The sequence below is a fragment of the Actinocorallia sp. A-T 12471 genome, assembly GCF_033875155.1.
GTDB lineage: Bacteria > Actinomycetota > Actinomycetes > Streptosporangiales > Streptosporangiaceae > Actinocorallia.
Genome location: NZ_JAWZTE010000002.1, coordinates 378,538 through 392,397, shown reverse-complemented (window position 1 = coordinate 392,397; position 13,860 = coordinate 378,538). Strand labels below are relative to the sequence as shown.

Sequence of the window (13,860 nt, the reverse complement as noted above, 5' to 3'; positions counted from 1 at the left end):
CCTAGACCGGGGCACTGACACTTCGGCCCCGAAAGCGTGCTCCGGTATCGCGATTCACACGACGGATCCGCGCCGCCGTGATGACGGGCGCACGATACGTCACCTATGCCGGGATTGTGCAGTCGCACAATGGGCGGTTCGCACGGGGTGTCACGGCCCACCTCCCCTATGGGACCCTGGACGGTCCGATGCCGGCGTGCTGTAGTGACGGCGGCTTCCTGGGAGGTGCCGAGATGGGCGTCCACGGTCGTGACCGGGAACTCGATCTGCTCGACCGCCTTGTGGTGGAGGCGCGCGCGGGCCGGGGCGGCGCGCTCGCCGTCCGCAGCGGGCCGGGACTCGGCCGCAGCACGCTGCTGCGCTGGGCCGCCCGCCGCGCCTCGCCCGACTTCCGCGTGCTGAGCGTGCCCGGCGTCCGCGTCGAGTCGGATCTTGCCGGGGCGGCGCTCAGCCGCATCCTGCCGGGCGGCTCCGGCGACCCGCTCGACGTGCACCGGCGGCTCACCGAGCTCGCCGCCGACCGGCCGCTGCTGTGCGTGGCCGACGACGCGCACTGGATGGACGCGCCGTCGCTCGCGGCGCTCGCCTTCACCGCGCGCAGGGCCGAGACCCTGCCCATCCTCATGCTGTTCGGGGCGAGCGACGGACGGGTGCGCGGCGCGGGCCGCGACAGGCTCGCCGCGATCCCCGACCTGCCGCTTCCCCCGCTTGACGACCAGGCGTCGCGTCTTGTGCTGCGCGAGTGCGTCGAAGGCATCCCCCCGGAGGTGGAGTCGGTCCTCGTCGAGCTGGCCGGGGGCAATCCGCGCGCGCTTCGCGAGCTGGGAAGGGCGCTCACCCCAGGACAGATCTCCGGCATAGAGCCGCCTCCGGCGACCCTGCCCTCGGGCAGCGAACTGCGTGCCATCTACCGCAGGCGTTACGACAGGCTGCCTGAGGAGGCTCGGCAGCTGCTCGCCTTCGCCGTCGTGGAGGAGCGGCTGGACATCGTCACCCTCGGCAGGGCGGCCGCGTCGGCGGGGCTTGACCTCGCGGCCCTGGAGCCCGCGCGCGGCGCGGGCCTGCTCACCGTGGACCGCGACCATGTCAGCATCCCCAGCGCGCTTATGCGCAGCGTCCTTCAGGCCGACTCCCCGCTGACGACCCTGCACGCCGCGCACCGGCTGCTCGCCCAGGTGATGGACCGGCCGGGCCAGCGCGCGCGGCGGATCATGCACCGGACGGCGGTCGCGCAGCGTCCCGGGGACCTCGCGGAGCTGCGCGCGGTGGCGGCCGGGGCCGAGCCCGCCGAGGCCGCCGCGATCTGGGCGCGGGCGTCCGAGCTGTCCGGCGACCCGGCCGACCTGCTCGGCGCGGCGTCGGCGCACTGGCGGGCCGGCGCGCCCGCCCGCGCGCGGGTGCTCGTGCGCCGCGCGCTGGCCGACCCCGAGGTGCCGCCCGGCGAGGCGGAGATGCTGCTCGGCGAGATAGAGCTGTTCGACGGGATGCCGGAGAAGGCGCGGACGCTGTACGCGACGGCAGCCGACCTGCTTCCCGAGGCGGAGAGGCTCGACGCCTTGGCCCGCGCGGGGGAGGCCGCCTACCTCGCGGGCGACATCATGTCCTACCTCGACCTCGCCGAGCGCGCCGCCCGTACGCCGGGCTCCGACCTGCTCACCCTGCACTTCCAGGGGATCGCCGCCGCGTTCGTCGGGGAGGACTTCAGCCTTCCGCTGCGCCGGGTGCTCACCCTCCCCGAGAGCTGCCTCGACCACCTGTGGGCGAGCACGGCCGCGTCACTGCTGGGCGACGACCTCGCCGCGCACGAGCTGGCGGGCGGTGCCGTACGGGCCGCCCACGGCGGCAACATGGCGCTGAAGCCCTGCGCGCTCCACCTGCTCGCGCAAGCCGAGCTGTGGAGGGGGAGGTTCTGCGAGGCGGTGGAGGCGTCCCGTGAAGGGCTGGCGCTGGCAGACGCGACAGGGCAGGGCAACGTCGCGGTGGACCACCGTGCGCTGCTCGCGCTCGTCGCGGCGTTGCGCGGCGACCGTACCGAGAGCCGTAGACAGGCCGGGATAGCGGCCGCGACGGCTGCGGGCCGAGGGCTGAGCCGTCCCGAGGCGTTCCTCAGCTGGGCAGAGGCCGCGCTCGACCTCCTCGCCGACCGGCCCGCCGAGGCGGCCGCGCGGCTGCGGATCATGACGGTGCACCCCGTCGTGCGGGTGATGTCGACGCCGCTGTACGTGGAGGCCGAGGTGCACTCCGGCGGACGGGAGGCGGCGGCAAGGTCCCTCGCGGTCTTCGACGTGTGGGCCAAGGCGACCGCCAACCCGGCGCGGCTCGCGCTCTCCCGGCGCTGCCACGCCCTGCTCACCGACGGGCCAGAGGCCGAGGAGCACTTCAGCGCGGCGCTCGCGCTGCACAGGCTCGGCGGCTCGCCGTTCGAGCTGGCGCGTACCGAGCTGCTGTTCGGCGCGTGGCTGCGCCGCTCCCGACGGCCCAGCGACGCCCGCCCGCACCTGCGGCACGCGCTGCACCTGTTCCGCCACTACGAGGCCGAGGCATGGGCGGGACGCGCGCGCGCCGAGCTGCGCGCGGCGGGGGAGACCGCGGCGGGCGGCGAGCCGGCCGCCGAGCTGACCGCGCAGCAGGAGCAGATCGCCAGGCTCGCCGCCGAGGGCGCGACGAACCGGGAGATAGCGGCGAGGCTCGTGCTCAGCCCCAGGACCGTCGAACACCATCTGCGCAACGTCTTCACCAGGCTCGGGGTGCGCTCGCGGGTCGAGCTGACGAAGTTCTTCTGATCTTCGTCCGTCCGGGTGAAAAACCCGGCCTGAGCTGGGGTTCTCTGGCCGGGACGCGGGTGGATGGATCGTTCCAGTCCGGCCCTCGCGGGCACCGGTGATGTCACCGATGCGGGCGCGGTGTGGCGCCCGGCACACTCGGGGCACCCCACCCCCCGAGGAGAGAACATGCTCCGCAAGATCGGCGTCGTGATGGCCGCGCTCGCGGCCGTCCTGGCGGGCTTCTCCGCGCCCGCCCACGCGGCGAAGACCCCCGTCGTCTTCGTCCACGGGTACACCGGCAGCGCCTCCAACTGGACGACGGCCATGTCGGTCTTCCGTTCCGGCGGCTACGCGAGCTCCGAACTGTTCGCGTACGAATACAACTCGTACGGCAACAACATCACCAACGCGCAGGGTCTCGCGACGTTCGTGGACAACGTGCGCTCGCGGACCGGCGCGTCGCAGGTCGACATCGTCAACCACTCCATGGGCGGCCTGGTGAGCCTGTGGTACCTGAAGCAGCTCGGCGGCCACCCCAAGGTCCGCCACCTCGCCTCGATCGCGGGCGCCAACCACGGCACGACGTTCGCGGGCGCCTGCCTGATCTACACCACGTGCCAGCAGATGTATCCGGGCTCGTCGTTCATCAACACGCTGAGCAGCGGCGACGAGACCCCCGGCAGCACCAAGTACGGCACCTGGTACTCGGCCTGCGACGGGATCATCATCCCCTACACCAGCACCAGGCTGACCGGCGCGACCAACAACAACGTGCTCTGCCAGACGCACCTCGGCTTCCTCACCGACACCTCGGTCCTCACCCAGATCCGGACGTTCCTCGGCACCTGACGCCGACGTCCGCGCGGCCCGGCCCCCTTGTGCGGAGGGGGCCGGGCCCTTCGGGTTTTCCACAGGCGGAAAAAATCTCGTCGGCGATCCGGGCTATGTTGCCTTCATGAACGACCGGCCCTATGTCCTGCTGAGCTGCGCGACCTCCGTCGACGGGTACATCGACGACACGTCGCCGGAGCGGCTGCGGCTGTCCAACGAGGCTGACTTCGACAGGGTCGACGAGGCCCGCGCCGGGGTCGACGCGATCCTCGTCGGCGCGACGACGATCCGGCGCGACAACCCGTCACTGCTCGTGCGGTCGCCGGAGCGCAGGGCCGCGCGGGCGGCGCGCGGCATGCCGGAGAACCTGACGAAGGTGACGCTGACGACCCTGGGCGAGCTCGATCCACAGGCGCGGTTCTTCACCACGGGGACCGAACCGAAGATCGTCTACACCGGGGCGCGCGCGGCGGGGGAACTGCGCGCCGAGCTCGACGGCGTCGCCGAGGTCGTGGCGCTCGGCGCGGGCGTCGCGATCCCCGCCCTGCTCGCCGATCTGCACGCGCGCGGGGTGCGGCGGCTCATGGTCGAGGGCGGCGGCGGGGTGCACACCGCGTTCCTGACGGCCGATCTCGTGGACGAGATCCAGCTCGCGGTGGCCCCCTTCTTCGTCGGCGATCCGGACGCCCCGCGCTTCACCCATCCCGGGGCGTTCCCGCAGAACCCGGCACGCCCGATGCGCCTCGCCGAGACCCGCGCCATCGGCGACGTGGCGTTCCTGCGCTATCTGGTCGGAGCCGACGATGGGTGAGGGGATGGGCAGGGGAGAGGGACCGGCGATGAATGAGGTGGGGCATGAGTGAGGTGGGGCATGGGTGAGGTGGAGGATCTGCGGTGGCTCGAGGTCGCCTGTGATCTCGCGGCGTCGTGTCCGCCGTCTTCGACGGCGTTCTCGGTGGGGGCCGTGGTGGTCGGGGCGGACGGGAGGGAGCTGGCCAGGGGGTACTCGCGGGAGACCGACGACAAGGTGCACGCCGAGGAGGCGGCTTTGGCGAAGATTCCGGGCATGGATCTCGCCGGGGCCACGGTCTACAGTTCGCTTGAGCCCTGTGCGCGGCGGCTTTCCCGGCCGAAACCCTGTGCGCGGCTGATCGTGGAAAGGGGTGCGGGGCGGGTGGTGTTCGCCTGGCGGGAACCCGCGCTTTTCGTCGAGGGCGACGGGTTCGAGCTGCTGGAACACGAGGGCGTCGAGGTCGTGGAGATCCCGGCGCTGGCCGCGCGGGCGAAGCTGCCGAACGCGCATCTGCTGTGAGCGGTCGGGCTTCGCGCGTCGGGGGCGGTAGGGCGGCGGCGGGCGCGTCGGGCGGGTTTGTCGGCGACCCGGCGATTGAGACTCGGGTCTCGCCGTCATATGCTGCGCCCAAGCAAGCACTCGGTGGGTTGCGGAGGGTTTTATGTACGAGCACAAGAGCTTCTTCATCGGCGGCGAGTGGGTCGCCCCGGCCGGGACCGGGGTCATCGACGTCGTCTCCCCGCACACCGAGGAGGTCATCGGGCGCGTCCCGGACGGCTCCGAGGCGGACATCGACGCCGCGGTCGCCGCCGCGCGCCGGGCCTTCGACGAGGGCCCGTGGCCGCGGATGAGCCCGGCCGAGCGCGCCGAGATCGTCGGACGGCTGTCGGCGATCTACGCGGCCAACGTCGAGCAGATGTCGCAGCTCGTCACGGCGGAGATGGGCTCGCCCGCGCTGTTCTCGATGTTCGCGCAGGCCGCGATCCCGCAGATGGTGCTGCAGTACTACGTGGACCTCGCCGCCACCTACACCTGGGAGGACGAGCGGCAGGGTATGCAGGGGCCGGTCACCGTGACGCGTGAGCCGGTCGGCGTCGTCGCGGCGATCGTGCCGTGGAACGTCCCGCAGTTCACGCTGATGCTGAAGCTGGCCCCCGCGCTGATCGCGGGCTGCACGATCGTGGCGAAGCCGTCGCCGGAGACGCCGCTCGACACCTATCTGCTCGCCGAGTGGATCAAGGAGGCGGGCATCCCGGACGGCGTGGTGAACATCGTGCCCGCGGGCCGTGAGGCCGGGGCGCACCTCGTCGCGCATCCGGACGTGGACAAGGTGTCGTTCACCGGGTCGACGGCCGCCGGGCGGAGCATCGCCGAGGTGTGCGGGCGGCAGCTCAAGCGGGTCACGCTGGAGCTCGGCGGCAAGTCGGCGGCGATCATCCTCGAGGACGCCGACCTCGCGTCCACGATCGAGGGGTTCAAGCTCGCGTCGCTGATGAACAACGGGCAGGCGTGCGCCGCGCAGACCCGCATCCTCGCGCCGCGCTCCCGCTACGACGAGGTCGCCGACGCGCTCGCGACCATGGTCGGCGGGATGGCCGTCGGCGACCCGGCCGACTTCGGCACCGAGATCGGCCCGCTGGTCGCGCGGCGGCAGCAGGAACGCGTCGAGGGCTACATCCAGATCGGCCAGGACGAGGGCGCGAAGGTCCTCGTCGGCGGGCTCGAGCGGCCCTACGACCGGGGCTGGTATGTCGCGCCGACGGTGTTCGGCGGCGTCACCAACGACATGCGGATCGCCCGCGAGGAGATCTTCGGCCCCGTCCTCGCGCTGCTCGCCTACGACGACGAGGAGGACGCGATCCGCATCGCCAACGACAGCGACTACGGCCTGGGCGGCTCGGTCTGGACGGCCGACGAGCAGCACGGCATCGAGGTGGCCCGCCGCATCCGCACCGGCTCGTGCGGCGTGAACCTCTACAGCATCGACCCGGCCACCCCCTTCGGCGGCTACAAGTCGAGCGGGCTCGGCCGCGAGCTCGGCCCCGAGGGCCTCGAGGCATACCTCGAGCTCAAGTCGATCCCCCGCCCCGCCCCCACCGCCTGACCCGACCCCCTCCCACCCCACCCCCGCCCCCGGCCCCCCGGGGGCGGGGACCCCCAACCCGCCGCCCCCGCCCGCCCCGCCGCCGAGGCGTCAGGAGCGAAGGGGTGTTAGGTGGGGGGGTCTAGGGAGATGTCTTCGTAGGAGAGGGGGTCTTCCAGGGCTTCTAGGTGGGTGAAGACCGAGGCGTGGGGGAGGGCGGCGCGGATGGCGGACTCGACCTCGGTGGCGGTGCGGTGGCCGTGGAAGACGCGCCACGCGCCGGGGACCAGGACGTGCAGGGAGACGAACGCGCGGCTCGCCGCCTGACGGGTGCGCAGCGCGTGGAACACGATGCCGCGCTCCTCGAACGGGCGCAGCGCCTCGGCGATGAGGGCGAGTTCGTCGGCGGGCAGGGCGCGGTCCATCAGGCCCGAGCCCGAGCGGCGGACCAGTTTCGCGCCGGTGAAGGCGATGTTCGCGGCGACGGCGAGCGCGATGAGCGGGTCGAGCACCTGCCAGCCCGTCAGCGCGACGACCGCGACGGCCGCGATGACGCCCACCGACGTCCACACATCGGTGATCAGGTGTTTTCCGTCGGCTTCCAGGATGATCGAGCGGTTCGCCCGGCCCGCCCGGATCAGCACGACCCCGACCGCGAGGTTGATCAGCGACGCGACGGCCGAGACCGCGAGCCCGACCCCGACGTCCTCGACGGGCTGCGGCGCGAGCAGCCGTTCGACCGCCGCGACGGTGATCGTCACCGAGGCGATGAAGATCATGATGCCTTCGGCGCCCGCAGAGAAGTACTCGGCTTTGGTATGCCCGTAGGCGTGCTCGTCGTCGGCGGGCATCGCCGACCAGCGCAGCGCCCCGACCGCGATGAGCGCCGCGACGAGGTTCACCACGGACTCGGCGGCGTCCGACAGCAGGCCGACCGATCCGGTGAGCGCCCACGCGGTCGTCTTCAGCGCGATCGTCGCGACCGCGGCCGCGACCGAGAGCCACAGCAACCGTCCGAGCTTGTCCGGTCCCACGACGCCCCCTCAACTCAACTGCCCGACCCGCCAACTATGCCCGCATCGCGCGCGGGTCCCGTACTCCGAGGCGGCGGCGCGTCCCGGCCCCTTCTTTTCATACCGGTCGGTTGGTATTATCTCGCGCATGGAAGATCAGAGGGTGCGGGTGGAGAGGGACGGGGCCGTCGCCTCGGTCGTCCTCGCGCGGCCGGACCGGGGGAACGCGCTCGACGCCGCGATGCTCGACGCCCTCGTCCGCGCGGTCGAGGAGACGGCGGCGGAGTGCGCGGTCGTCGTCGTCCGGGGTGAGGGACGGCACTTCTGCGCGGGCTGGGACACCGGCGGCTTCGCCGAGCTCGGCAGGGGCGAGGCCGAGGTCCTCGCGGCCGAGCTGCGGGCGGTGCACGCGGCGCTCGGCCGGCTCTGGCGGGTCCCCGCGGTGACCGTCGCCCAGGTCAGCGGCATGACCGCGGGGTTCGGGATCGGGCTGCTCGCCCACCTGCACCTCGCGGTCGCGGCGGACGACGCGCGGTTCGCGCTGCCCGAGGTCGGGCACGGCATCGCGCCCGCAGGGGTGCTCGTGGACCTCGCGCGGGCGTTGCCCGCCAAGGCGGCGCTGGACCTGCTGCTCACTGGAGAGGCGGTCGGCGCGGAGCGGGCGCGCGAACTCGGCCTCGTGTCCCGGGTCGTTGCGCGCGAGCAGCTCGCGACCGAGACGGCGCGGGTCGCCGCGCTCGTCGCCGGGCACCCGAGTTCAGGGACGGGACGGGCGTTGGAGTCCTTCCGCAGGGCGACGGCGGAGTCGGTCGAGGCGCGGGTCGCCGCGGCCGCGATGGACGCGGCGTTCAGCGTCCGGGAGGCGATGGCCGCGCGGCGGCCGGAAGGGAACACCTGATGACGACGACGACCGACCGCGTGGAGGCCGCCGACTTCCGGCGCGCCTGCGCGCAGTTCGCCACGGGGGTCACCGCGGTGACCGCCGCCGATCCGGGCGGCGGCGTCGCGGCGCTCGCCGTGAACTCCTTCGCCTCGGTGTCGCTCGACCCCGCGCAGATCCTCGTCTGCGTGGGCGTCGGCACGTCGAGCTACCCGGTGGTGGCCGCGTCGGAGCGGCTCGCCGTGCATGTGCTGGCCGCCGACCAGGAGGCGCTGGCCAAGCGCCTGGCGACGTCCGGCCTGACGGGCGCGCAGCGCCTCGCCGACGTCGCCTGGACGCCAGGACCGGGCGGCGAGCCGCTGCTCCCGGGGACCGCCGCCCGGCTCGCCGGCCCGGTCACCCGACGCCTGCACAGCGGCGACCACGTGATCCTGATCATCGAGGTCGACCACGTCGAGAACGGCGACGACACCTCAAGCGCGCTGGCGTTCCACCGTGGCGCGTTCGCCGTACTGCCCCCGAAGCGAGCCAAAGAAGGAACCCGATGACGGCACAGCCCACGACGGTCCACGTCGACGACCTCCTGACCCTCCCGGGCACGGATCTCGGCGTCTCGACCTGGCGCGAGGTCACCCAGGACGACGTCGACCTCTTCGCCAAGGTGACCGGCGACCACCAGTGGATTCACGTCGACCCCGTCCGCGCCGCCGACGGCCCCTTCGGCGGCACGATCGCGCACGGCCATCTGACGCTCTCGCTGATCCCCGTGCTGCTCGCGGAGATCCTCGTGGTCGAGGGCGCGAGCCTCGGCATCAACTACGGCATGAACCGTGTGCGGTTCCCCGCGCCGCTCAGGGTCGGCGCACGCGTCCGCGCGCAGGCCGCCCTGACGGAGGCGGAGCCGGTGCCTGGCGGGGTCCAGGCCGTCGCGACGGTGACGGTGACGGCCGAGGACGCGCCGCGCCCGGTGTGCGTCGCGGAGATCGTCTTCAGGTATCTGCGGTGAGAGCCACGGAATCCCTGAGAGTTCCGACATTCCTACCGTTCGGTCGGTATGATGTGCGCCGACCCTGCCGACTGACGGTGACCAGAGGTGAACAGCATGGCAGAGACGACAGCCGCGCGCCGACGCCGCTGGCCCGACGGCTACGACCCGGAGGCGACCCGCACGTCGATCATGGACAGCGCGCTCGCGCTGTTCCAGGCGCAGGGCTTCGACGGCACCTCGATCCGGGAGATCGTGGACCGCGCCGACCTCACCAAGGGCGCGTTCTACCACCACTTCGCGACCAAGGAAGAGCTGCTCTGGGAGATCCAGAACTCCTACATCGAGGCGCAGCTCGCGGCGATCACCGAGATCATGGCCGCGTCGGAGGACCCCAGGGTGCGGCTGCGCGAGCTGATCCGCGTGAGCCTGACCAGCATCGCCGACTTCCACCCGCACGTCACGATCTTCTACCAGGAGCGCCGCCACCTCGCCGGGCCGCGGTTCACCGAGGTCGCGGCCAAGCGCGACGAGGTCGAGCGCGCCTTCAACGGGGTCATCCGCGACGGGGTCGAGCGCGGGTTCTTCCGCAGCGACCTCGACCCGCGGATCACCACGTTCGGCCTCGTGGGCATGTGCGCGTGGGCGTACCAGTGGTACAAGCCTGACGGCGCGTTCGCCGCCGACGAGATCGCGCGGCAGTTCGGCGCGATGATCCTCGAGGGCATCCTGGTCCCCGAGGCCCGCTGATCCCACGGGCGGCCTCCCGCCCGCCTCTAATGCGCACGGGCCCGGCCCGTGCTCCTTACGCGCGCTTGGCCCGTGCCTCTTGTGCGTGCGTCGGCCCGTGCTCCTTACGCGCGCTTTGGCCCGTGCCGCTTGCGCGTGCGTCGGCTCGTGCTCCCTAAGCGCGCCTCGGCCCGTGCCTCCTGCGCGCGCTTCGGCCTGTGCTCCCTGCGCACGGCCCGGCCCGTGCCTCTTGTGGGCGCTTCGGCTCGTGCCACTTGCGCGTGCTTCGGCTCGTGTTCCTTACGCGCGGCCGCTTCACGACGCGTTACGCGGTCGTGCCCTGGGCGTCGCTGTGCTTTGGCGTGCCCGTCCCTCGAAGCTCCTTCTTCCCGGTGAGAACGTCCTTTCCCTGGTGAACCACCCCTTGACCATAATTCCGTCCGGTCGGTATCTTTTCGAAGCCCGGTGATGGAGTGACGGACGCCACACCGGGCGAGAGAGAGGAAGTCCTGATGAGACACAGCAGCTTCCGACGCGCCAGCGTCCTGCGGGCGGCGGCCGTCGGGGCGGTCCTGGCGCTGGGCGCCACCGCCTGCGGCGGCGACGGCGGGACGTCGGGCGGCGGCTCCGCCGACGGCGACCTGCGCGTCGTCCTGAACTCCCAGCCGGCCACCCTCGACCCGGTCGTGGGCGCCCGCTCCGACCAGTACATCTGGGGCACGATGGTCGAACCGATCATCGCCACCGGCGACGACCTGGAACCCGCCAAGGACGGCGTCGTCACCGACTGGGCCCGCGCCGACCCGACGACCTGGACGTTCGAGGTCCGCCCCGGCCTCACGTTCACCAACGGCGAGAAGGCCGACGCCGAGGCCGTCGCCGCCTCGATCCTGCTGAACCGGGACGGCGAGAAGGCGATCCTGAAGTCCTACCTGGCCAACGTGAAGTCGGTGACGGCGCTCGACGCCGACACCGTCGAGGTGAAGACCGGGACGCCGCAGTACAACATCCCGAACCTGCTGACGAACATCTACCTGATGCCGCCGAAGTACTACGCGGAGCAGGGCACCGAGGGCTTCACCGCGCACCCGGTCGGCACCGGCGCGTTCGTGTGGAAGGAGCAGCAGCCGGGCCGCAGCGTCTCGGTGACGGCCAACCCCGACTACTGGGGCGAGAAGACCAAGCTGCCGGGCGTCACGTTCACCTGGTCGCCCGACGCGGCGCAGCGCCTGGCGCTGCTGCGCAGCAAGGCCGCCGACGTGGTCTTCGACCTGCCGCCCGCGCAGGCGAAGGAGGCGTCCGACGCGGGCCTCGACGTGCAGCGCGTCAAGTCCGCGATGAAGATCGTCGGGTTCCTCCAGTCCGACAAGCCGCCGTTCGACGACCCGAAGCTGCGTGAGGCCGCCGTCCTTGCCGTCGACCGCGACGCGATCGTCGCCAGCGTCCTCGAGGGCCAGGCCACCGCCGACGCGGGCCTGCTGAACGTCAAGCCCGACGAGCAGCCCGCGCAGGCCGTCAAGGCGGACCCCGCGCGCGCCAAGAGCCTGGTCAGCGGCAAGGTCACCATCCCGCTGACCTACCCGGCCAAGAAGTACACCTACATTGACGAGGTCGCCCAGGCCGTCGGCGGGCAGCTGGAGGCCGCAGGGTTCACCGTCAAGTACAACCCGGTGGACTACGGGACCCTCGTGGGCGAGGTCGTCGGCCGCAAGATCTCCGGTCTGTACCTGTTCGCCGGAGTGCCGAACGTCGCCGCGCCCGACTACTTCGCGCACGGCTTCCTCACCTCGGACTCCATCACCGCCAACTGCGCGTCCCCGCGCTTCGACAAGCTCGCCGACGAGGCGCTGGAGAAGGCCGACCCGGCCGCCGCCCAGCCGCTCTACGACGAGCTGAACACCGCCGCCGTCGTTGAGCAGCACTGCTACCTGCCCCTGTACAAGCAGACGTTCAGCTACGCGACCGACGGCGTCACCGGCATCCGCTACACCGCGCTGAACAGCGTCCTGTTCGACCGGGCGGAGACGCGCTGATGAAGGGCGACGGCTTTCCCTCAGGGGCTCATGCCGGCGCGCCGGTCGTGGAGGTCGACGCGCTGACGGTGCGGTACCGCGCCGGGGTGCGCGGCGGCCACACGGCCGTCGACGGGGTGTCGCTGCGCGTCGAGGGCGGCGAGATCGTGGGGGTCGTCGGCGAGTCGGGCTCGGGCAAGACCACGCTGGGGATGGCCGTCGCTGGCCTCGGGCCGCGCACGTCGGGCACGATCCGGGTGCTCGGCCGCGATCTCGCGGCGCTGCGCCCGGCCGAGCTGCGTCGGCTGCGGCCCGAGGTCCAGGTGATCTTCCAGGATCCGCACGGGTCGCTCGATCCGCGTCAGTCGGTGCGGTCCGGGCTGCGTGAGCTGCGCGCGCTCCAGCCAGAGCGCACCGGCTGGATCGACGACGCGGAGCTGATGGCCCAGGTCAGGCTCGCGCCCGACCTGCTCGGCAGGATGCCGCACCAGCTCAGCGGCGGCCAGGCGCAGCGCGTGTGCATCGCCCGCGCGCTGCTGATGCGGCCGAAGCTGCTGGTCGCCGACGAGCCCACGTCGGGTCTCGACGTCTCGGTCCAGGCCGAGGTGCTCGGCCTGCTCATGCGGCTGCGCGAGACGACGGGGGTCTCCGTTCTGTTCGTCAGCCACGACCTGTCCGTCGTGCGCCGTATCTGCGACCGCGTGTACGTCATGCTGCACGGCAGGGTGGTCGAGGAGGGCCCTGCCGCGCGCGTGCTCGAAGCGCCGGTCGAGGACTACACGCGCAGGCTCGTCGCCGCGGTTCCCGGGCGGCGGCTGCGCGCGGCGCACGCGGCCCGGCCCCTGGGGAGGCTCACATGATTCGGTTCGTGACCGGCAAGATCGGCGCGGTCCTCGTCACGCTGTACCTGGCGCTGACCGGCGCGTTCCTGCTCGGCCGGCTGTCGGGCGACCCCGTCGCCAACATCCTCGGCCCGTTCGCCACCGAGGAGCAGGCCGACGCGCTGCGCCACACGCTCGGGCTCGACCGGCCGCTGCTCGTGCAGTACTTCGACTACCTGACGAGCACCGCAGTGGGCGATCTGGGCGACTCGCTCCAGTTCTACCAGCCGAACCTCGGCATGATCTTCGACCGGCTGCCCTACACGCTGCAGCTGCTCGGGGCGGGCATGACCGTCGCGGTCATCGTCGGGGTGCCGCTGGGCATCCTCGCGGCGACCCGCGAGGGCGGCGTGTGGGACCGGACGGCCTCCGCCCTCGCCGTCCTCGGGCAGTCGGTGCCGGTGTTCTGGCTCGGCATGATGCTCGTCGCGGTGTTCGCGGTGCAGGCCGGGCTGCTGCCCGCCGGGCAGGCGGGCGGCTGGCGCAACCTCGTGCTCCCGGCGCTGACCATGGCGATGTACCCGATGGCGCACATCGCGCGGCTCACCCGCTCGGCGATGGCCGAGGTGCTGCGCGAGCCCTACATCGCGGCAGTGCGCGCGCGTGGCCTCGCCGGGTGGCGCGTGGTGTTCGTGCACGCGCTGCGCAACGCGTCGCCGCCGGTCCTCACGGTCGTCGCGTTGCAGACCGGGATGCTGCTGTCCGGGGCGGTCGCCGTCGAGTACGTCTACTCCTGGCCGGGGCTCGGCTCGCTGGCGCTCCAGGCGATCCAGTTCCGCGACTTCCCGCTGGTCCAGGCGATCGTCGTGGTCGGGGCGGTCAGCTTCGTCGTCATCAACCTCATCGCCGACCTGCTGTACGCGGTCGTCGACCCACGCCTGAGGTAGC

General features: G+C 72.4%; 13 protein-coding genes. 12 read left to right on the top strand and 1 reads right to left on the bottom strand.

Going from position 1 to position 13,860, the window contains the following annotated elements; translation table 11 throughout:
* Positions 1-233 precede the first annotated feature (233 nt).
* From R9X44_RS06815 to R9X44_RS06795, 5 genes are all read left to right on the top strand, one after another.
* Positions 234-2,783: a helix-turn-helix transcriptional regulator gene (locus R9X44_RS06815; protein WP_319813125.1), complete on the top strand. Its 2,550-nt coding sequence runs from the start codon at positions 234-236 to the stop codon at positions 2,781-2,783.
* A gap of 168 nt (positions 2,784-2,951) precedes the next feature.
* Positions 2,952-3,614, top strand: coding sequence for an esterase/lipase family protein (locus R9X44_RS06810; protein WP_319813124.1), 663 nt, complete (start codon positions 2,952-2,954; stop codon positions 3,612-3,614).
* Positions 3,615-3,720: 106 nt separating this feature from the next.
* Positions 3,721-4,407 (top strand): RibD family protein, encoded by a 687-nt coding sequence (locus tag R9X44_RS06805; protein WP_319813123.1) that lies wholly within the window; start codon positions 3,721-3,723, stop codon positions 4,405-4,407.
* A gap of 60 nt (positions 4,408-4,467) precedes the next feature.
* A complete protein-coding gene (locus R9X44_RS06800; RefSeq protein WP_319813122.1) occupies positions 4,468-4,908 on the top strand; it encodes a dCMP deaminase in 441 nt (146 codons plus the stop codon).
* Positions 4,909-5,050: 142 nt separating this feature from the next.
* Positions 5,051-6,493, top strand: coding sequence for an aldehyde dehydrogenase (locus tag R9X44_RS06795; protein WP_319813121.1), 1,443 nt, complete (start codon positions 5,051-5,053; stop codon positions 6,491-6,493).
* Positions 6,494-6,600: 107 nt separating this feature from the next.
* On the opposite strand, the gene R9X44_RS06790 is transcribed toward R9X44_RS06795, so the two are convergent.
* Positions 6,601-7,506 (bottom strand): cation diffusion facilitator family transporter, encoded by a 906-nt coding sequence (locus R9X44_RS06790; RefSeq protein ID WP_319813120.1) that lies wholly within the window; start codon positions 7,504-7,506, stop codon positions 6,601-6,603.
* 127 nt (positions 7,507-7,633) lie between these two features.
* On the opposite strand from R9X44_RS06790, the gene R9X44_RS06785 reads away from it, so the two are divergent.
* The 7 genes from R9X44_RS06785 to R9X44_RS06755 all read left to right on the top strand — a co-directional run bounded on the left by R9X44_RS06785 (position 7,634) and on the right by R9X44_RS06755 (position 13,859).
* Positions 7,634-8,383 carry an enoyl-CoA hydratase/isomerase family protein gene (locus R9X44_RS06785; protein ID WP_319813119.1) on the top strand — a complete coding sequence of 250 codons (750 nt, stop codon included), beginning with the start codon at positions 7,634-7,636 and terminating at the stop codon, positions 8,381-8,383.
* Positions 8,383-8,913, top strand: a complete 531-nt coding sequence (locus tag R9X44_RS06780) for a flavin reductase family protein (protein ID WP_319813118.1) — start codon at positions 8,383-8,385, stop codon at positions 8,911-8,913. The genes R9X44_RS06785 and R9X44_RS06780 overlap by 1 nt, the downstream gene beginning before the upstream one ends.
* On the top strand, positions 8,910-9,371 hold the full coding sequence (locus R9X44_RS06775) for a MaoC family dehydratase (RefSeq protein WP_319813117.1): 462 nt from the start codon (positions 8,910-8,912) through the stop codon (positions 9,369-9,371). The genes R9X44_RS06780 and R9X44_RS06775 overlap by 4 nt, the downstream gene beginning before the upstream one ends.
* A 96-nt stretch (positions 9,372-9,467) precedes the next feature.
* Entirely contained in the window at positions 9,468-10,100 is a 633-nt protein-coding gene (locus R9X44_RS06770; RefSeq protein ID WP_319813116.1) for a TetR/AcrR family transcriptional regulator, read from the top strand.
* 491 nt (positions 10,101-10,591) lie between these two features.
* The gene (locus R9X44_RS06765; protein ID WP_319813115.1) at positions 10,592-12,112 is read left to right on the top strand and encodes an ABC transporter substrate-binding protein; all 1,521 of its coding nucleotides are present in this window, start codon (positions 10,592-10,594) and stop codon (positions 12,110-12,112) included.
* A complete protein-coding gene (locus tag R9X44_RS06760; protein ID WP_319813114.1) occupies positions 12,112-12,951 on the top strand; it encodes a dipeptide/oligopeptide/nickel ABC transporter ATP-binding protein in 840 nt (279 codons plus the stop codon). Before R9X44_RS06765 ends, R9X44_RS06760 begins: the two co-directional genes overlap by 1 nt.
* Positions 12,948-13,859: an ABC transporter permease gene (locus R9X44_RS06755; protein WP_319813113.1), complete on the top strand. Its 912-nt coding sequence runs from the start codon at positions 12,948-12,950 to the stop codon at positions 13,857-13,859. Before R9X44_RS06760 ends, R9X44_RS06755 begins: the two co-directional genes overlap by 4 nt.
* Position 13,860 lies beyond the last annotated feature (1 nt).